Origin of the sequence: Amycolatopsis sp. lyj-112, from assembly GCF_046549055.1 — a bacterium.
GTDB lineage: Bacteria > Actinomycetota > Actinomycetes > Mycobacteriales > Pseudonocardiaceae > Amycolatopsis.
Window position 1 is genome coordinate 158,886 of sequence record NZ_JAJPWS010000001.1, and the last position, 16,386, is coordinate 175,271.

Below are 16,386 nucleotides of genomic sequence, written 5' to 3' on the forward strand. Positions count from 1 at the left end.
GTTCGCGAGCTGGTGGCCAGGATCGACGCCGAGCAGGGCGCGCTGAACATCCTGGTGAACGACATCTACGGCGCGCCCATCGAAGGGAACAAGACGGTCCGGGAGTCCACTTTGGACACCGGGCTGCGGACGCTGCGGCCGGCGATCGTCACGGGTTACCGCTGAGCCGTCCGCAGCAGGAACGGCGTGAGCAGACCGGGCGCGGCCTGCTCCGCCATCGCCAGCCCGGCCGATTCGTCGACGTCGACCACGGAGTAGGCGCCCTTGCCCGCCGCGATCGGGGCGACCACGGTGATCAGCCCGCCGCGGCGCTGGAAGAACGAGCGGCTGACGACGATCCCGATGAGCCCTTCGCGGCGGATCGCCACCGTCGAGCGCGCCAGTGAACCGGAGCGGCTGACCAGGTAGCGCCCCACGATCGCGTGGCCGAGGTTGCGGTAGCGATCCCAGCCGACGATCACGGCGAACGGCACCAGGCCGAGCGCGACCTGCCACATCCACCAAGGCAGGAAATCGATCCACGCCAAGCCGAACAGCGCCGCCGCGAGCACCAGCACCCCGCCGACGGCCCGGGTGAGCCGCCGGTTCAAGGCCCGCCGGGGATGCCGGTTCAGCGGCACGGTGGCCGGGTCGAAGTTCTCCCGCAGCACGTCGGTCGCGACCTCGTGGACCCGGCCGATGGGGGCGGGCGGGAGCAGGAGCCCGCCACCCTTGTCGCCGCCCTTGCCCTCGCGCAGCCCGCCCGCGATCGCGGTGAGCCGGGCGCCGCCGGCCATCCGCAACGGCAACGGTTCCTTCACTTCGACGCCGCGCAGCCGGTCTTCTTCGATGGACACCGAACGCGTGGTGATCAGTCCGCGCCGGATGTGCAGTGTGCCTTCGGATTCCCGGGTGAGCCGGAAGTTCCAGAACGAAAGCACGTACCCGCCGACGGAAAGCAGCGAGACGACGACCAGCAGCCCGACCGCCGCGACGACGACGATCAGCCAGACCGCGGTGTTCGCCAGCCCGTCGAGGAGATCCCGCAGCGGCCCGACGTTCTCCGGGTCGATGTTCAGCTGGTGCGCGAAATGCCAGACCGTGGCGAACACCGCGCCCACCACGGCGAGACCGGAGAGCGTGAAGGGCGCGTACCGCAGCCACTTCCGGTCGACCTCGGCGACGACCTGTTCCGGCGGGGGCGCGGCCTCCGTGGCGACGACTTCCTTGCGGTGCAACAGAACCGTGCGCAGCCGGTGCGCCTCGGTCGCGCTGACGGCGTCCAGCACCAGCTGATCGCCGCCCGGTCCCTGGCCGTGGGAATGCCGTCCGGTGCCGATGCGGACGGCGCTGAGGGAGAACAGGCGGTGCTTCGGTTCCGAGGTGACGTCGACCGTGCGGACGCGGTCCAGCGGGATCGCGCGATGCTTGCGCAGCAACAGTCCCGTGGTCCACTCGACCTGGTCGGCGGTGATGCGGTACCGCGAGGTGAGCACGTGGGAGATGCCGACGAACACGGTCAGCGCGGTGATGGCCAGCCCGACCCATTCCCAGCCGTTGCCGCGGCCGAGGATCACCGTCCCGATCAGGACCGGAAGCGATTTGACGACGTCGAGCACCGGCCGGATGAGCAGCATCCGGCGGTCCAGGCGATGCCAGGGGTCGAGGACCGTTTCCTCCACCGTCGGCGGTGTCTCGGTGCTCATGTCGCGTCGCCGCGGATGGCCTGGGTGGTCTTGGTGAGCTCCGCGGCCAGTGCCAGCGCCTCGGCGTGGTCGAGGCCGGCGATCTTCACCGGGCCCGCGGCCGACGCCGTCGTCACGGTGATCTTCGCGAGCCGGAACAGCTGCTCGACCGGGTCGCGTTCGATGTCGACGGTCTGGATCCGCGAGATCGGCGCGATCCGCCAGTCCTGCTTGAGCCAGCCTTCCTGGGTGTACACGGCCTCGCCGGTGACCTCCCAGCGGTGGATCCGGTAGCGCCACTGCGGCATCACCACGAGATGCAGCGGCGCGAGCACACACGAGATCGTCAGCGTCACCGTGAGCCACGACGGCGGGTCGTCGTTCGTGAACACGATGACCGCCTGGACGCCGATGAGCACCACCCAGCCGACCGCGGCCCATACGGCCCAGTACCCGATGGCCCGACGGCTGACCCGGTTCGCCGGCGGGCGCAGGGTGAGCCGCTCCGCCGCCGCTGTTTCCTCAGTCACCCCTCAAGCGTGCACCACCTGGGCACGGACTGCCCACGACAGGTGTCACGGCACGGCTAGGATCGTTGCCACCGTCGGCGGAATGGATTGCCCCTACCGGGGCGTTGCCGCCTACAGACGGTTGTGAGCACAAAAGCTGGAGGACTTGGTGGCACTGGACCCGGAGGACCTGTACGAGGTGGACTCGGACGTCCCCGACCTCGGCGGGACCGTGCTGCTGCACTACTTCGAGGGGTTCATGGACGCGGGGTCCGCGGGCAAGCTCGTCGCCGAGCACCTGCTGAACTCCGGCGAGCACCGGGTGGTCGCGCGGTTCGACGTCGACCGCCTCATCGACTACCGCTCGCGCCGCCCGACGATGACCTTCGCGATCGACCACTGGGAGTCCTACGACGCGCCCGAACTGGTCGTCCACCTGCTGCACGACGCCGACGGCGTGCCGTTCCTGCTGCTCACCGGCCCGGAGCCGGACCACGACTGGGAGCGGTTCGCCGCCGCCGTGCGCGGGCTGGTCGAACGCTGGGACGTCCGGCTCACCGCCGGTTTCCACGGCATCCCGATGGGCGCGCCGCACACCCGCCCGCTCGGGGTGACGGCACACGCGACGCGGAACGAACTGGTCGGCGACCACCAGCCGCTGCCCAACCGGATGCAGGTTCCGGGCAGTATCGCCGGGCTGCTGGAGTTCCGGTTCGGCGAGTGGGGGCACGACGCCGCCGGTTTCGCCGCGCACGTGCCGCACTACCTGGCGGACTCGATGTACCCGGGCTCGGCGCTGCACCTGCTCGAGGCGGTCGCCAGGGCGAGCGGGCTGAACCTGCCGGACGGCGACCTCCGGGAAGCGGCCCGCGAGGCCGACGCCGAGATCGACCGGCAGGTCTCCGAATCCGAGAAGATCGCCGACGTCGTCCGCGCGCTGGAACGGCAGTACGACACGTTCATGGAGGCGTCCGACAAGGAGAGCCTCCTCGCGGAGTCGGTCGAGCACATGCCGACAGCCGAGGAACTGGGCAACCAGTTCGAGCGGTTCCTGGCCGAGCAGCAGAACAACGGCGGGGACACCCCCGAGCGCTAAAGCCCCCATCGCGCGTGAAGGCCCCCTTCCCTCGGCTCAGCCGAGGGAAGGGGGCCTTCACGGACTTTCAGGTCAGTGCCAGCCGAGCGAGGCGATGACGCCCCAGGTGTTCGCGAGGCCGCCTGAGCTGCCCAGCCCGGACGTGAGCAGGCCCTGGGTGCCGGGGACGGCGGCGAAACCGAGGATCGAGCTGCCCTCGGCCGTCGCGGCCACCTCCGGCGGGAGCACGTCCTTGCGCCATTCGGTCCCGTTCCAGACCGACATCAGCACATGCCCGTCACCGGGCACCCAGCCCGCGGTCCAGAGCTTCCCGGAGCCGTCGAGCGTGGCGGCGTTGATCTCGTCGAACGGCCCGTTCGGCAAGGGGCTGAACGACTTCCCGTCCCAGCGCGTGACCATCGCCGGGATCCCGGTCGCGTTCCATTCGTTCACCCGGCCGACGACGTACGCCGAGCCGCGACCGTCCGGCACGATGTGGTTGACCAGCCAGCCGGTGCGGTAGTCCGACGGCACCGGCACCTCGACCTGCCGCCAGCCCTTGCCGTTCCAGTGCAGCAGGAACGGGGTCTCCTTCCCGTCCGCCGCCACGGAGGTCGCGCCGACCCACAGGTCGTCGTCACCGGTGCCGCCGACCCGGGTCGGCTGGAGCGGGCGGTTCCCGGTCAACGGGATTTCGACCTTCTCCCAAGCCTTTCCGGTCCAGTGTTCGAGCCGGTAGGTCCCCTTCCCGGTCGCGTTCTCGTAGTCGTAGGCGACCACCCACGCCGAGTTCGGCGCGAACGCGGCGAGGTCGCTGATGTAGCCGTCCATCCCCGCCGGCGGTTTCGGGCGTTCGATGTCCGTCCAGGCCTGTCCGTTCCACCGCTGGACCACGGTGGCCGTCTGCGCCGCGGCCGGTTGAGCCGCGCCCGACGGCCGGGCGGAGCGCAGCTGACGCGGGTCCGCGACCCGCGCCCGCTGCGTGCCCGCCCCGGCGGTGCGATCGCCCGCCACCCAGACGTTGTCCGGCGCCGACGCGGAGATCTCGGAGAGCCGGGAACTGGCGCCGTCGATCGGGGCGAGGGTGGTTTCGGCCCATTTCGTGCCGTCCCAGCGGATCGCGAGCGGGACCTCGGCGCTGCCGGTCCAGCCGCTGCCGATGGTCCACGCGTCGTTCGTGCCGGTGGCCGCGACACCGAAGTAGATCCGGTTCACCGTGCTGTCCAACGGCTGCTCGAGCCGCCAGGCCTCACTCGCCGATGCCGTACTCGTGAGCAGGCCGGACAGGCCGAGAACGAGACCGGACACGGTCAGCGCGGATCGTGTTGCTACGCCTTGCATCTGGGACCCTTCCAGTTGTCGCAGGGGTTCACGTGAATCCTTTACGACCTGTCGGCCCGGAAGGTTGCCCGCACGGGGGAATCAGTGGTCTATGGCGATCATTTCCCTCGAATGCTTCGGCTGTTCGATCTCGTCGATCGCGGGCCGGTTGCTCCGACCGGGTGAAGGTGCCGGGCCAGATGGCCGGAGCGGCGGTAACGAATATCCGCTCCTCGGCGACTGATCGTTGTCCGCACCGATCGGCGCGACGCCCCCGGCCGGAATTGTGAGAACCGATGAAGCTTCGAAGAACCAAGCTCCTGTCTCTGGTCGCCGTGGCGGCCACGATCACGGTCATGGCGCCGTCGCCCGCACTCGCGGCCCCGCCGACCAGCGCGGTGGTGGTTTCGCCGACCACTGTCCAACGTGGACAGACGTTCACCGTCTCGCAGACGGTCTACAACGCCGACCCGACGTCGGCCATCGTGGGTGGCAAGGCGACGCTCTACGGCAAGGAATCCCCGCTCCCGGGGATCGTCGACCTGGTGTCCTGCCCGGGTGCCTTCGCCTGTGACATGCTCGGCGGCAGCATTCGCGGCGGGGTCGGCGAGGTAGCGCCGGGCGAGAGCAAGAATGTGCTGTTCACCTTCCGGGTCAAGGACGACGCCCCGCTCGGCAACGTCACCCTGGAGCACCAGTTCGTCGGTGAGAACTACAGCTTCGAGATCCTCGACGGACCCGTGCTGACCATCACCGGCGGGACGACCGCCGCCGACCTCGGCGTCACGTTGACCGCGTCCCCGCGCGGGATCCTGACGTCGTCGATCGAGTATTCGGTCAAGGTGACCAACGCCGGTCCGTCGGCGGCGACCGGGATCCGGGTCGCTTCCACTCTCGGCAACGGGTTGAGGTTCACCGGTTCGGCCACGTGCGCGAACCCGGGTGGCGTCAAGATCGTCAACTGCGACATCGCGTCGCTGGCGTCCGGTGCCAGTGCCACGGCCAAGTTCTCGGTGGCCGCGGGTCTGCTCACCCTCGGCCCGATCAAGACGACGGCGAAGATCACGCAGAGCTCCGTCGCCGATCCGAACGCGGCCAACAACACCGCGTCGTCGACCTGCACGGCGATCACCGGGCTGCTGCTCACCTGCTGAAGCCCTGGTACACCCAGCGATTCGGCATCTGCTCGGCGAGCAGGTGCCGAATCGTGTCGAGGGGTCAGCGCAGCCGCGCGGCCCGCGAGTTGAGATAACGCCGCTGCGGCAGGCTCGCCGCTCGCCGCGCGGCCTCCTCATAGGACTCGACGGCGGCGGCTGTTTCCCCGGCCATGTCGAGAAGATGCGCGCGGGCGGCGTGGAACCGGTGATCCCCGGTGATCCGGTCGTCGAGTTTCCCCAGTGCTGCCAAGCCTTCCCTCGGGCCATGGGCCATTCCGACGGCGACAGCGTGATTCAGCGCCACCACGGGATTGTCCGAGAGCCGCAGCAGAAGTTCATACAGCGCCTCGATTTGGGGCCAGTCGGTCTCTTCGCCGCTCGGTGCCTCGTCGTGGAGCGCGGCGATCGCCGCCTGGATCTGGAACTGCCCGGTCGGGCCCTGTGGCAGCGCCGCCGAAAGCAGTGCGATGCCTTCCGCGATGTACTCGGCGTTCCAGCGGCCGCGGTCCTGTTCCGCCATCGGGATCGGGGCGCCGTCGGGCCCGGTCCGCGCGGGGCGGCGGGCGTCGATGAGCAGCATCAGCGCGAGCAGCCCGGTGACCTCGCTGTCGTCCGGCAGCAGCCGGTGGACGATCCGGGTCAGCCGGAGGGCTTCGGTGGAGAGTTCGCTCCGCAGCAGTTCGGGGCCCGACGTGCTGGCGTAACCCTCGTTGAAGATCAGGTACAGCACGTGGAGCACCGCGTCGAGCCGTCCGGCGCGGTCGGCTTCCGGCGGCATGCCGAACGGGACTCCGCTGTCCTTGATGCCGCTCTTCGCGCGGCTGATCCGCCTGGTCATCGTCGTCTCGGGAACCAGGAACGCGCGCGCGATCTCGGCCGTGGTGAGCCCGCCGACCGCCCGCAACGTCAGCGCGATCTGCGACGCCGGGGACAGCGAAGGGTGGCAGCAAAGGAAAAGCAGGATGAGCGTGTCGTCGGAGTCGGCCGCCTTCCGGTCCGCCGCGGGCGCGAGGTGCTCCCCGGGCAACGTCCATTGGGTGACGGTGTCTTCGCGACGTCGCCGCGCCTGCTCGCTGCGCAGCAGGTCGGTCAGCCGCCGCGACGCGACCGTGATGAGCCAGGCGCGGGGATTGCCGGGCAGACCCTCCTCCGGCCACTGCGTCGTGGCCGCGAGAAGCGCCTCCTGCGTCGCGTCCTCCGCCAGGTCGAAATGGCCGTACCGGCGGACGAGGGCGCCGAGGACCTGCGGAGACAGTGCGCGCAGCAGGTCCTCGACAGCGGTCTCCGGCACTCAGAGCTCCAGATCCTCGATGCCGTCGACGCACGGCCGGATGTCGACGTACCACTCGTGCGCGAGCACGGTGCCCTTCGGGAACGGGGTGTCCGCCAGCTTGGCCGCGACCTCGCAGGCCCGGTCGTAGCTCGCGGTGTCGACGATCGTGTAGCCGACCAGGACCTCCTGCGTCTCGGCGTACGGCCCGTCCGTCACCACCGGCGCGCCGTCACGCAGGGAGATGCGGCGGGCGTGCGCCGGCGGGGTGAGGCCCTGCGCGTCGACGAACTCGCCGGACTCGACCAGATCGTTGTTCCACTTGGTCATGAACTCGTGCAGCGCGGCGACGTCGCCGGCGCTCCAGCCGCCCTCGCCCTTGCCACCGAGCATGTCCAGATCCTGCTGCGACCCGACCATCATGATCATGTACTTCACGGGTTTCTCCTCTCGGCCGGCACCGCCTCGGTGCCTTCTCACCGGAGACGTCGGAGCCGCCGGACGTGACCGGACACCGGCCGCCGATCTTTTTCGGAGATTGTCCCTCAGCCGCGGTCGGCGGCGGTGTTCATCGCGTCGGCCGGCCCGGGCAGCCGCGCCGATGACGAACGACTCCGACAGGTCGGGCGAGAGTCATGACCCGACGGTAGTGACGCGAAGGGATGATGATCGAGTTTCCCGGTCGTCCGATCAGGCGGGATGTGCTTCCCGGACGGACGTGAACTCGTTCGGGCCGGGCCGCGAAGAGCGGGATGAAGACGGACACCGACGGAAGGCGGTCCATGAGTCCTGCAGGACAGCAGCGGTCCTCACCGGGGGAGGACGACGCGGCGGTGATCGGGCGGTCATGGGCCGATCCCGACAGCTTCGCCGTGATCTTCGACCGGCACAGCCCGGCCATCGCCCGATACCTGGCGCGGCGGCTCGGCAGCCAGATCGCCGACGATCTGCTGGCGGAGACGTTCCTCGCCGCGTTCCGGGCGCGCCGGCAGTACGACCTCGCCCGAACGAACGCGCTGCCGTGGCTCTACGGCATCGCGACCAACATCCTCGCCAGACATCGCCGGGAAGAGGCCAGGGAACTGCGGCTCCTCGCCGCCGTCCCGGCCGAAGGCGTCGAAGAGGGCCATGCCGACCGGGTGGCCGCTCAGGTCACCGCCGAGGCGATGAACGGGCTGCTCCGTCACGCGCTGGCCGGGCTCGCCGAAGGGGATCGCGACGTGCTGCTGCTCGTCGCCTGGGAGGGCCTGGCCTACGACGAGGTCGCCGCCGCCCTCGACATCCCGATCGGCACCGTGCGGTCCCGGCTGTTCCGCGCCCGCAAGAAGGTCCGTGGCGTTCTCGACCTCCCGGACCCCACGACTCACGAGGAGATCTCCCACCATGGATGAGATGCAGTTGCTGCGGGACCTCGGGAACGAGACCCCGGCCCCGGCCGCCGCGGACCTGACGGGCGCCCGGGCCAAGCTGCTGGCCGGGATCGCCGAGGACCAGCCCGCACCGCCCGCCGCCCGGCCGCCCGCCACCCGGCCGCTGCGACGGCTGGCGTGGACCGGCGGTGTGGCCGTCGGCCTGGCCGCCGCGGCCGCGGTCATCGCCGTCGTCGCGTTGAGCCCGGCCGCGCCGATCGCTCCCGCGCCGCCGCCGAGGCACGTGCTGCTCGTCGCCGCGGAGGTCGTCCGCGCCCAGCCGGAACTCCGGCCGAGGGAGGACCAGTTCGTCTACTCCAAGCAGCAGCGCCCGGACGGCTGGTACTACGAGCAATGGGCCTCTGTGGACGGTACGCACGACGGCCGCTACAGCATGAACGGCCAAGAGGGCACGTCGCCCGGCTGCCGCGGCGGCAAACGCGCCATCCCCGCCGACGAGGGCGGCGGCGCGAAGAACTGCATCCCGTTCCGCGTCTATTACCCGGATCTGCCGACGAAGCCCGACGCCGTGCTCGCGTATCTGCGCGAGGACACCCGAGGGGAGGGGACCGGCGCGCACAGCGTGAACGTCGAGGCGATGAACCTGATCGAGAGCGTGCTGGCCCCGGCGGCGAGGGCGGCGCTTTACGAGACGCTCGCGAAGATCCCGGAACTCACCGTGCGCACCGGCACCCAGGATCCCTCCGGACGTCCGGCGGTGACCGTGAGCTGGACGGTCGGGGACTTGCCGCTGGAGTTCTACCTCGACCCGAAGACGTACGAATTCCTCGGTCGTGAAGGCTCCGGTTCCCTGGTGGCACACGGGATCGTGGACAAGGTCGGCCAGAAACCCTGACCGGAAGCCGACTCGACCCAGTGCTGTCCGGAAGCGAGGTTGTGAAAGCCACTTTCGCACACCGGCCTGGGAACACATGTCCACAAAGGACTCCGGATGCGGTGAAGGCCTGTAGGGCGTACGCAAGTAGAGGACTAAACGTGGGTCGGCTCGTTCTGGTCGTGGGCATGGCGAGGAGCCCGTCGCCGGTGTGGCCGGCGGGCTCCTCTGGTCAGGCGAGGGTGGGGTGCAGTGTGTTGCGCCTCGGGGCCTGTAGTGGATCCAAGTACTGCGGCGGGATGAATTCCGGTAGCCCATCGGCGGCCATGCGGACTTCCCAGTCGCCGTGGTGGATCAGGCGGTGGTGGAAGCTGCAGAGCAGGCACATGTTGCGGAGGTCGGTCAGTCCGCCGTCTGCCCAGTGATGAATATGGTGAGCGTGACAGCGCTTCGGCCGCCGTTGACAGCCGGGAAAGGAGCAGCCTCGGTCGCGGGCGTTCAAGGCTTTCCGCTGGCCGGGGGTGACGAACCGTTTGATCCGCCCCACATCGAGGGGTTCCCCGGCGGCGTTCATCACGATCGGCAGCATCAGGCAGTCGCAGGTTCCGGGCTGGTCCGGGCTTGCGATGGCCAGGTCGAGCAGGTCCACCCACGCGTCGCCCTGCCGTTCCCAGACGGTCCGCAGGTCGGCTTGGCCGAACTCGTCGACCGGACGAGGTTTGGCGTAGGCCTCGATCGCCGCTGCGGTGCGAGCACCTGCTTCGTCGTCCAACAGGCCGGTGAGCTTCCAGAACCCGTCCTTACGCCGGTGCACTCTCAATTCGCGGCGTGGCTGGACGGGTTCGGGATCCTTCGGCTCCGCACCGTCAGGGTCCAGCCACGCCATCAGGCCTGCTTCGGCGGCCGCGATCTGCCCAGGACCCCCATCGCGAGCGAGATCGGCGAGGATCTTCTCCGCAGCCTCACGGTTCTCGACCGTGACGTGGGCGGGGATCCTTTTCAGCACTCCGATGATCTGGTCGATGTGCTGCTCCCCAACCGCGCCTTCCGCTGCCGCGACGGCGGTGGCAGGTGCCAATGCTGGAACTTCGGTGCCGTCGAGTGCGCGGGTCGGGTTCAGCGCCACCGCGCGATCCACGACCTTCTTCGCATCGGCAGGAGCGATCCGTGCGACATCAGCAAGCCACATTTTCGTATTGGCATACCCGTACAGGTCTTTCGCACCCCGGGATTCGATCTCCGCAAGATAGATGCCCAGCACAGCGGACGCGGCCCGCATCAGCGTCAACGCCTCCGTCGCTCCGTGGGCAAGCTCCAGTTTCCCGGCACGCCACAACTCCTGCGGCAACTGAGGAAGAACGGAGGTCTCGGACACCTCTCCATGATACCGCACATTGTCGAACAGATGTTCGTAATTATCTGCAACAATGAAGCGGCGCTAATAACACTGAAGGGTGATTTCATTGCCGCGATTCGACCACTCAATGCGAGCGCTGTGGTTACCTGACGCGCAGTTCGTCCGCTCAAGCTCGAGCGACGAGACTTGATCCCACAAGGAAACGTCAGCGCCGGCGAGATCCACCGGATCGACGGTCGTCACCCACTGACGCGCAGTTCGTCCCGGGCGCGGATAACTCGCCTTTCGGTGTCGCGTACGAACGCGGCCCGAGCGAAGTCCTGCGCGTCGACGGCGGCTTCCTTGCGTCGCTGCTGCTCGGCGAGAGCGCCGAGCAGCAGCTCCTCGTCACCGATCCGGTCCCACCCAACCGCACCGCATGTCCGTGCGCCCGCTCCACAAAACCCGTCAAGCCGATCGCTCCGAAGAATCACCGATCCGCGGAAAAGGAGCGGTGGAGAAGATGATCTCCACCGCCACCTCGAAGAATCCCGCGATCCGCAGTGCGAGGAAGAGGCTCGGGCTGTACTCGCCGCGCTCGAGGTAGCCGATGGTCTGGTAGTGCACGCCCAGCGCATCGGCGAGCTCGCGGCGGGAGATGCCCCGTTCCGCTCGCAGCATCGCGATCCGGTTGTAAACGACTTCGCTCATGAGCTAGCCAATTCGCTGCATCGCCTTTTCTCGTCGTGCCGCCACCGAGGACCCGGACTCGCGCCGCGCCATCCGTCGCAGCACTACCGGGGCCAACGCCAATCCGATCACGGCCCAGGCGGCCAGGACGCCGAGGGTCTCCCAAGGCCGCCAGGACTGCCCGATCTCGATCATCACCGTCGAGTCCGGCAGCAGTGCGGAGCGCATGCCGAGGCCGAGCCAGTACATCGGGAACACCTGGCCGATGCCCTGCAGCCACTCCGGCAGTGCGGTGATCGGATAGAAGATGCCGGAGATCGCGCCGAGGCCCAGGGTGGGCAGCATGATCAGGCCGATACTGCGTGCGTTCGTGGTCAGGGAACCGAAGATCGCGCCGATCGGCATGGTGGCGAGCAGGCCGAGCGCCAGTACCCACAGCAGGCCCAGCCACGACGTCAGCCCGCCCGGCGCGATGCCGTCGAACAGGATCAGGCTGGGGATCAGCACCAGCAGCATCCCGATGACCGTGCCGATGGAGATCGTGACGACCTTGCCGACGAGGTAGCCGACCATGCCGTTCGGAGTGGCCTTGGCGCGCAGGAGCGTGCCGTCCTCGCGCTCGACGGCGAGGACGCCTGCCATGCCGAGCATGCCGCTGAACACGATCGACGCGCCCAGCACGCTCGGCACGGTCGCGGCGCCGAGCGAGAACTCCGTTCCCGGCAGTTTCGCGTCACGCATGAAGAACATGGCGACCACGAAGAGCGCCGGGAAGAGGAAGGTGTTGAACAGGTCCTCGCCGTTGGTCAGGGTCTGGCGCGTCTCGAGCCAGCCTCGTCGCACGCCCAGCCGGACACTGTGCTGGATCGCGTTCATCGCGCGCTCACCTCCACGAGGGGAGACTCGGCCTGGCGTACCAGGGTCATGTAGGTGTCCTCCAGTGATGCCCGGCGGACTTCGAGGTCGCCGATGGCGTCGCCGTGCTGTTTGAACAGTTCGTGCACGTACTTCGTCGATTCCGTCGTCGAGTGCACGAACCGCTGGCCGTCCAGCGTCCAGCGCACTTCGGCCTCGCCGGCGATCTGCCTGCTCAGCGCGTCGGCGGAACCGTCGGCGACGATCCGGCCGTGGTTCAGGATCAGGATCCGGTCGGCCAGCTTCTCGGCCTCGTCGAGGTCGTGGGTGGTCAGCAGGATCGTCGTGTCGTCGTCATCGGTCAGCCGGTGCACGAGTTCGTGGAACTCGCGCCGCGCCTCCGGGTCCAGCCCGGCGGTCGGCTCGTCGAGGAACAGCAGTTCCGGGCGGCCGACGATGCCGATCGCGACGTCGAGACGGCGCCGCTGCCCGCCGGAGAGCATCCGGACCTTCTTGTCCGCGTGCTCGGTCAGCCCGACCGCGGCGACCAGTTCGTCCGGATCCCATGGCCGTTTGATGCGATCCGTGGAGTACGGCGCGTAGTAGCCGCCGAGGTGCTCCAGCAGCTCCCGCACCCGCCATTTCGCGTGGTCACGCCAGGCCTGGAGGACGACCCCCAGCCGCGCCCTCCAGTTTTCGTCCGCGTGCGCCGGGTCGATGCCGAGCACGCTGACCTCGCCCTCCGAACGCATCCGGAAGCCTTCGAGGATTTCGATCGTCGTGGTCTTGCCCGCCCCGTTCGGCCCCAGCAGGCAGATCACTTCGCCCCGGTGTGCGGTGAGGTCGACGCCATGGAGGACGTCGTTGGTCCCGTACCGCATCCGGAGGCCCTTGGCGGAGATCATCACGTCTTGTGGATCTCTCATTGGCCACCCCCATCTCAGTGCTGCGACTGAATGTAGCACACATACTACATTTGATCAGATGGCTGCTCTCGTCAGAGGAGGCCATCTACAGTGAGCCCATGTCCACGAGTGCGCGTGCCCGAGCCGACGCGTGCCCCGGTGTTTTCGCCACGCACGACGCCGCCGACGGCCCGCTCGCCCGGGTCCGCCTTCCCGGCGGCGCGGTGACGTCGGCCCAGCTCACGGCCCTCGCGGACGCCGCCGACGACCTCGGCGACGGGGCTCTGCACCTGACCTCGCGCGGCAACGTCCAGCTCCGCGGCGTTCTCCGCCCCGGCCTCGCGACCAGGCTTTCCGCGGCCGGTCTCCTGCCCGCGCCGTCGCACGAACGCGTCCGCAACATCCTCGCGTCGCCGCTGAGTGGAATCGCCCAAGGTCTCGCGCAGGCGCTCGACAAGGCCCTGTGCGCCGTCCCTGAGCTGGCCGAGCTTCCGGGACGCTTCCTCTTCGCCTTCGACGGTGGAAGCGGCGACGTCGCCGGAGAAGGCGCTGACGTCTGCTGGCGCGACGGTGCGCTCCTGCTCGACGGCACCGACACCGGCCTGCGAATCAGCGAGGAGCACGCCGTCGAGGCCCTGCTCTCGGTCGCGCGCACCTTCCTGCGGATACGGGGGACGGCGTGGCGGGTCGGCGAACTCCCTGACCCGGAACCACTTCTCCGTGGCATATCGGGTGAAACGGTGAAACCGCAAGCCTTCGACACCAAGACCGGCCTGCCCATCGGGCCGATCGGCGACCACGCGATCGGGGTCGCGCCGGTCTTCGGCCGGTTGACCTCCGCTCAAGCGCGAGTGATTGCGAAAGCCGGGAACGCCGTGGTCACGCCCTGGCGATCGATCCTGGTCCTGGGAAAGCTCGACAGGGACGTGGGTCTGGTCGTCGATCCGAGCGCGTCTTCACTCGGCGTGAGTGCCTGTATCGGACGTCCTGGCTGCGCGAAGTCGCGCGCCGATGTCCGCGCCGACGCCGCGCGCATCGGCCGGACCCCTCGCGTGCATGTCTCCGGATGTGAACGGCGGTGCGGAAAACCCGCTCAAGAACACGTCGACGTGCTCGCGGCGGAAGACGGATATCTGGTCGACGGGACGTGGTTCCCGGCCGGCGATTTGGCGAAGGCGTTGGCGGCGAAGGACAGTGCCGAAGTGAAGGGACATCAGTGATCGACTACATCCGGGACGGGGCCGAGATCTACCGGCATTCGTTCGCCACCATCCGCGAGGAGGCGGATCTGGCGATCCTGCCCGACGACGTCGCGGTGCTGGCCGTGCGGATGATCCACGCGTGCGGGATGGTCGACCTGGTCGACGACCTCCGCTACAGCCTCGACGTCGTGGAATCCGGCCGCGTCGCCCTTGAGGCAGGCGCCCCGATCCTCTGTGACGCCAACATGATCGCGTCCGGGGTGACGCGCAAACGTTTGCCCTCGGCCAACGAAGTGCTGTGCACGTTGTCCGATCCGAAGGTGCCCGGACTGGCCGAGCGGATGGGCACCACGCGCTCCGCGGCCGCGCTGGAACTGTGGCGTGACAAGCTCCCCGGCTCCGTCGTGGCGATCGGGAACGCGCCCACCGCGCTGTTCCGGTTGCTGGAACTGCTTGATGAGGGCGTCGGGGCGCCGGCGGCGATCATCGGTGTCCCGGTGGGGTTCGTCGGCGCCGCCGAGTCCAAAGTGGAGCTCGCGCGGCGCGCCCCCGCGCCGTATCTGGTGGTGCACGGACGTCGTGGCGGCAGCGCGATGGCCGTCGCCGCGATCAACGCGATGGCGAGTGAGGTCGAATGAGCGGGCGGGGACGTCTTTGGGGTGTCGGGCTCGGCCCGGGTGACCCGGAACTGATGACGGTCAAGGCCGCGCGGCTGATCGGCGAGGCCGACGTCATCGCCTATCACAGCGCCAGGCACGGCCGGAGTATCGCGCGGTCGGTCGCCGAGCCGTACCTGCGGGACGGCCAGATCGAGGAAAAGCTGGTCTACCCGGTCACCACCGAGACCACCGATCACCCCGGCGGCTACGAGGGCGCGATCGCCGATTTCTACGAGCTGAGCGCGAAACGGCTCGCCGAGCACCTCGACGCCGGCCGCGACGTCGTCGTGCTGTGCGAGGGCGACCCGTTCTTCTACGGCTCGTACATGTACATGCACGAGCGGCTCGCCGACCGCTTCGAGGCGACCGTGGTGCCGGGCGTGACGTCGGTCAGCGCGGCGTCGTCGGTGCTCGGCCGTCCGCTGGTGCAGCGCGATGAGGTCCTCACCATCCTTCCGGGGACGCTGCCCGCGCCGGAACTCGCGCGGCGGCTGGCCGACACGCAGGCCGCCGCGGTGCTCAAGCTCGGCCGCACGTTCGGGAACGTCCGCGAGGCGCTGGCCGAGGCCGGGAAACTGGACGACGCCTTCTACATCGAGCGCGCGACGTGGGAGAAGCAGCGTGTCGAGCGGTTCGCCGACGTCGACCCGGAATCGGTGCCGTACTTCTCGCTGGCACTGCTGCCCAGCCCCGCCTACGCGGCGCGGCTCTCGGGAGAGCCGGAAACCCCCAAGGCCGCGGAAACACGCACCGGTGGCGAGGTCGTGGTCGTCGGGCTCGGGCCCGCCGGGCCGGACTGGCTGACGCCGGAGGCCACCGAGGAACTCGCGGCGGCCGAGCACATCGTCGGCTACGGGCCGTACGTCGCGCGGGTGCCGCAGCGCGCGGGCCAGCAACGGCACGCGTCGGGCAACCGGGTCGAGGCCGAACGCGCCGTCGAGGCGCTGGAACTGGCGTCGCAAGGTGCACGCGTCGCGGTGGTGTCTTCGGGCGATCCGGGGGTCTTCGCGATGGCTTCGGCCGTGCTGGAGCAGGTCTCGGCCGGGAACGGCGCGGGTACGCGGGTGCGGATCGTGCCGGGCGTGACCGCCGCGCAGGCGGCCGCGTCCCGGGTCGGCGCGCCGCTGGGACACGACTACTGCGTCCTGTCGCTGTCCGACCGGCTCAAACCGTGGGAGATCATCGAACGCCGCCTCGACGCCGCGGGTGCCGCGGACCTGGTGCTGGCGCTGTACAACCCGGCGTCCCGCACGAGGACGACGCAGCTCGCTCAGGCGCGTGACGTCCTGCTCCGCCACCGCGCGCCCGAGACGCCGGTCGTGGTGGCGCGCGACGTCGGCGGGCCGGAGGAGGACATCCGCGTCGTCACCCTCGGCACCCTCGATCCGTCTACTGTGGACATGCGGTGCCTGCTGATCGTGGGGTCGTCGAAGACCCGCGCCGAGGACGGCGTCGTCTGGACACCGCGCAGCTACGAATGACGGCCTGAGGAATGCGCGT

Annotated in this window: 17 protein-coding genes; 8 read left to right on the forward strand and 9 right to left on the reverse strand. The window is 69.3% G+C overall.

The window, feature by feature from the left end; translation table 11 throughout:
- Window positions 1–12 precede the first annotated feature (12 nt).
- A complete protein-coding gene (locus ACLJRL_RS00735) occupies window positions 13–165 on the forward strand; it encodes a hypothetical protein (protein WP_410654009.1) in 153 nt (50 codons plus the stop codon).
- Here ACLJRL_RS00735 and ACLJRL_RS00740 read toward each other — a convergent pair.
- Window positions 156–1,685 (reverse strand): PH domain-containing protein, encoded by a 1,530-nt coding sequence (locus tag ACLJRL_RS00740; protein WP_410654010.1) that lies wholly within the window; start codon window positions 1,683–1,685, stop codon window positions 156–158. The two genes, ACLJRL_RS00735 and ACLJRL_RS00740, sit on opposite strands and share 10 nt — an antisense overlap.
- The gene (locus ACLJRL_RS00745) at window positions 1,682–2,194 is read right to left on the reverse strand and encodes a PH domain-containing protein (protein WP_410654011.1); all 513 of its coding nucleotides are present in this window, start codon (window positions 2,192–2,194) and stop codon (window positions 1,682–1,684) included. Before ACLJRL_RS00745 ends, ACLJRL_RS00740 begins: the two co-directional genes overlap by 4 nt.
- A gap of 148 nt (window positions 2,195–2,342) precedes the next feature.
- Between ACLJRL_RS00745 and ACLJRL_RS00750 the strand changes: the two genes are divergently transcribed.
- On the forward strand, window positions 2,343–3,269 hold the full coding sequence (locus ACLJRL_RS00750) for a proteasome assembly chaperone family protein (protein WP_410654012.1): 927 nt from the start codon (window positions 2,343–2,345) through the stop codon (window positions 3,267–3,269).
- 72 nt (window positions 3,270–3,341) lie between these two features.
- Here ACLJRL_RS00750 and ACLJRL_RS00755 read toward each other — a convergent pair whose 3' ends face one another.
- A complete protein-coding gene (locus ACLJRL_RS00755; RefSeq protein ID WP_410654013.1) occupies window positions 3,342–4,589 on the reverse strand; it encodes a hypothetical protein in 1,248 nt (415 codons plus the stop codon).
- A gap of 275 nt (window positions 4,590–4,864) precedes the next feature.
- On the opposite strand from ACLJRL_RS00755, the gene ACLJRL_RS00760 reads away from it, so the two are divergent.
- Window positions 4,865–5,722, forward strand: a complete 858-nt coding sequence (locus tag ACLJRL_RS00760; protein ID WP_410654014.1) for a DUF11 domain-containing protein — start codon at window positions 4,865–4,867, stop codon at window positions 5,720–5,722.
- 64 nt (window positions 5,723–5,786) lie between these two features.
- On the opposite strand, the gene ACLJRL_RS00765 is transcribed toward ACLJRL_RS00760, so the two are convergent.
- Together ACLJRL_RS00765 and ACLJRL_RS00770 are read right to left on the reverse strand one after the other, a co-directional pair.
- Window positions 5,787–7,016 (reverse strand): RNA polymerase sigma factor, encoded by a 1,230-nt coding sequence (locus tag ACLJRL_RS00765; RefSeq protein ID WP_410654015.1) that lies wholly within the window; start codon window positions 7,014–7,016, stop codon window positions 5,787–5,789.
- Window positions 7,017–7,424, reverse strand: coding sequence for a YciI family protein (locus ACLJRL_RS00770; RefSeq protein WP_410655115.1), 408 nt, complete (start codon window positions 7,422–7,424; stop codon window positions 7,017–7,019).
- 353 nt (window positions 7,425–7,777) lie between these two features.
- Between ACLJRL_RS00770 and ACLJRL_RS00775 the strand changes: the two genes are divergently transcribed.
- Together ACLJRL_RS00775 and ACLJRL_RS00780 are read left to right on the forward strand one after the other, a co-directional pair.
- On the forward strand, window positions 7,778–8,386 hold the full coding sequence (locus ACLJRL_RS00775; protein ID WP_410654016.1) for an RNA polymerase sigma factor: 609 nt from the start codon (window positions 7,778–7,780) through the stop codon (window positions 8,384–8,386).
- Window positions 8,379–9,260, forward strand: coding sequence for a CU044_5270 family protein (locus ACLJRL_RS00780; RefSeq protein WP_410654017.1), 882 nt, complete (start codon window positions 8,379–8,381; stop codon window positions 9,258–9,260). Before ACLJRL_RS00775 ends, ACLJRL_RS00780 begins: the two co-directional genes overlap by 8 nt.
- A gap of 211 nt (window positions 9,261–9,471) precedes the next feature.
- Here ACLJRL_RS00780 and ACLJRL_RS00785 read toward each other — a convergent pair whose 3' ends face one another.
- The 4 genes from ACLJRL_RS00785 to ACLJRL_RS00800 form a co-directional block, all read right to left on the reverse strand.
- Complete coding sequence (locus ACLJRL_RS00785) at window positions 9,472–10,614, reverse strand: DUF222 domain-containing protein (RefSeq protein ID WP_410654018.1); 1,143 nt, start codon at window positions 10,612–10,614, stop codon at window positions 9,472–9,474.
- 429 nt (window positions 10,615–11,043) lie between these two features.
- The gene (locus ACLJRL_RS00790; protein ID WP_410654019.1) at window positions 11,044–11,286 is read right to left on the reverse strand and encodes a helix-turn-helix transcriptional regulator; all 243 of its coding nucleotides are present in this window, start codon (window positions 11,284–11,286) and stop codon (window positions 11,044–11,046) included.
- A gap of 3 nt (window positions 11,287–11,289) precedes the next feature.
- Complete coding sequence (locus ACLJRL_RS00795) at window positions 11,290–12,141, reverse strand: ABC transporter permease (RefSeq protein ID WP_410654020.1); 852 nt, start codon at window positions 12,139–12,141, stop codon at window positions 11,290–11,292.
- Complete coding sequence (locus ACLJRL_RS00800) at window positions 12,138–13,046, reverse strand: ABC transporter ATP-binding protein (protein WP_410654021.1); 909 nt, start codon at window positions 13,044–13,046, stop codon at window positions 12,138–12,140. Before ACLJRL_RS00800 ends, ACLJRL_RS00795 begins: the two co-directional genes overlap by 4 nt.
- Before the next feature lie 98 nt (window positions 13,047–13,144).
- On the opposite strand from ACLJRL_RS00800, the gene ACLJRL_RS00805 reads away from it, so the two are divergent.
- Genes ACLJRL_RS00805 through ACLJRL_RS00815 form a run of 3 tightly spaced genes read left to right on the forward strand, consistent with a single transcriptional unit; the run spans window position 13,145 to window position 16,367 of the window.
- Window positions 13,145–14,245 carry a precorrin-3B synthase gene (locus ACLJRL_RS00805; RefSeq protein ID WP_410654022.1) on the forward strand — a complete coding sequence of 367 codons (1,101 nt, stop codon included), beginning with the start codon at window positions 13,145–13,147 and terminating at the stop codon, window positions 14,243–14,245.
- Window positions 14,242–14,865, forward strand: a complete 624-nt coding sequence (locus ACLJRL_RS00810) for a precorrin-8X methylmutase (RefSeq protein WP_410654023.1) — start codon at window positions 14,242–14,244, stop codon at window positions 14,863–14,865. The genes ACLJRL_RS00805 and ACLJRL_RS00810 overlap by 4 nt, the downstream gene beginning before the upstream one ends.
- On the forward strand, window positions 14,862–16,367 hold the full coding sequence (locus tag ACLJRL_RS00815; protein WP_410654024.1) for a precorrin-2 C(20)-methyltransferase: 1,506 nt from the start codon (window positions 14,862–14,864) through the stop codon (window positions 16,365–16,367). Before ACLJRL_RS00810 ends, ACLJRL_RS00815 begins: the two co-directional genes overlap by 4 nt.
- The last annotated feature ends 19 nt before the right edge of the window (window positions 16,368–16,386 follow it).

Excerpts from the sequence above, each read along its gene's own strand:
- ACLJRL_RS00770 (WP_410655115.1), bottom strand. The coding sequence starts at position 7,424 with ATGATCATGATGGTCGGGTCGCAGCAGGATCTGGACATGCTCGGTGGC.
- ACLJRL_RS00780 (WP_410654017.1), top strand. The coding sequence starts at position 8,379 with ATGGATGAGATGCAGTTGCTGCGGGACCTCGGGAACGAGACCCCGGCC.
- ACLJRL_RS00775 (WP_410654016.1), top strand. The coding sequence starts at position 7,778 with ATGAGTCCTGCAGGACAGCAGCGGTCCTCACCGGGGGAGGACGACGCG.
- ACLJRL_RS00760 (WP_410654014.1), top strand. The coding sequence starts at position 4,865 with ATGAAGCTTCGAAGAACCAAGCTCCTGTCTCTGGTCGCCGTGGCGGCC.
- ACLJRL_RS00755 (WP_410654013.1), bottom strand. The coding sequence starts at position 4,589 with ATGCAAGGCGTAGCAACACGATCCGCGCTGACCGTGTCCGGTCTCGTT.
- ACLJRL_RS00800 (WP_410654021.1), bottom strand. The coding sequence starts at position 13,046 with ATGAGAGATCCACAAGACGTGATGATCTCCGCCAAGGGCCTCCGGATG.
- ACLJRL_RS00795 (WP_410654020.1), bottom strand. The coding sequence starts at position 12,141 with ATGAACGCGATCCAGCACAGTGTCCGGCTGGGCGTGCGACGAGGCTGG.
- ACLJRL_RS00805 (WP_410654022.1), top strand. The coding sequence starts at position 13,145 with ATGTCCACGAGTGCGCGTGCCCGAGCCGACGCGTGCCCCGGTGTTTTC.
- ACLJRL_RS00815 (WP_410654024.1), top strand. The coding sequence starts at position 14,862 with ATGAGCGGGCGGGGACGTCTTTGGGGTGTCGGGCTCGGCCCGGGTGAC.
- ACLJRL_RS00740 (WP_410654010.1), bottom strand. The coding sequence starts at position 1,685 with ATGAGCACCGAGACACCGCCGACGGTGGAGGAAACGGTCCTCGACCCC.
- ACLJRL_RS00790 (WP_410654019.1), bottom strand. The coding sequence starts at position 11,286 with ATGAGCGAAGTCGTTTACAACCGGATCGCGATGCTGCGAGCGGAACGG.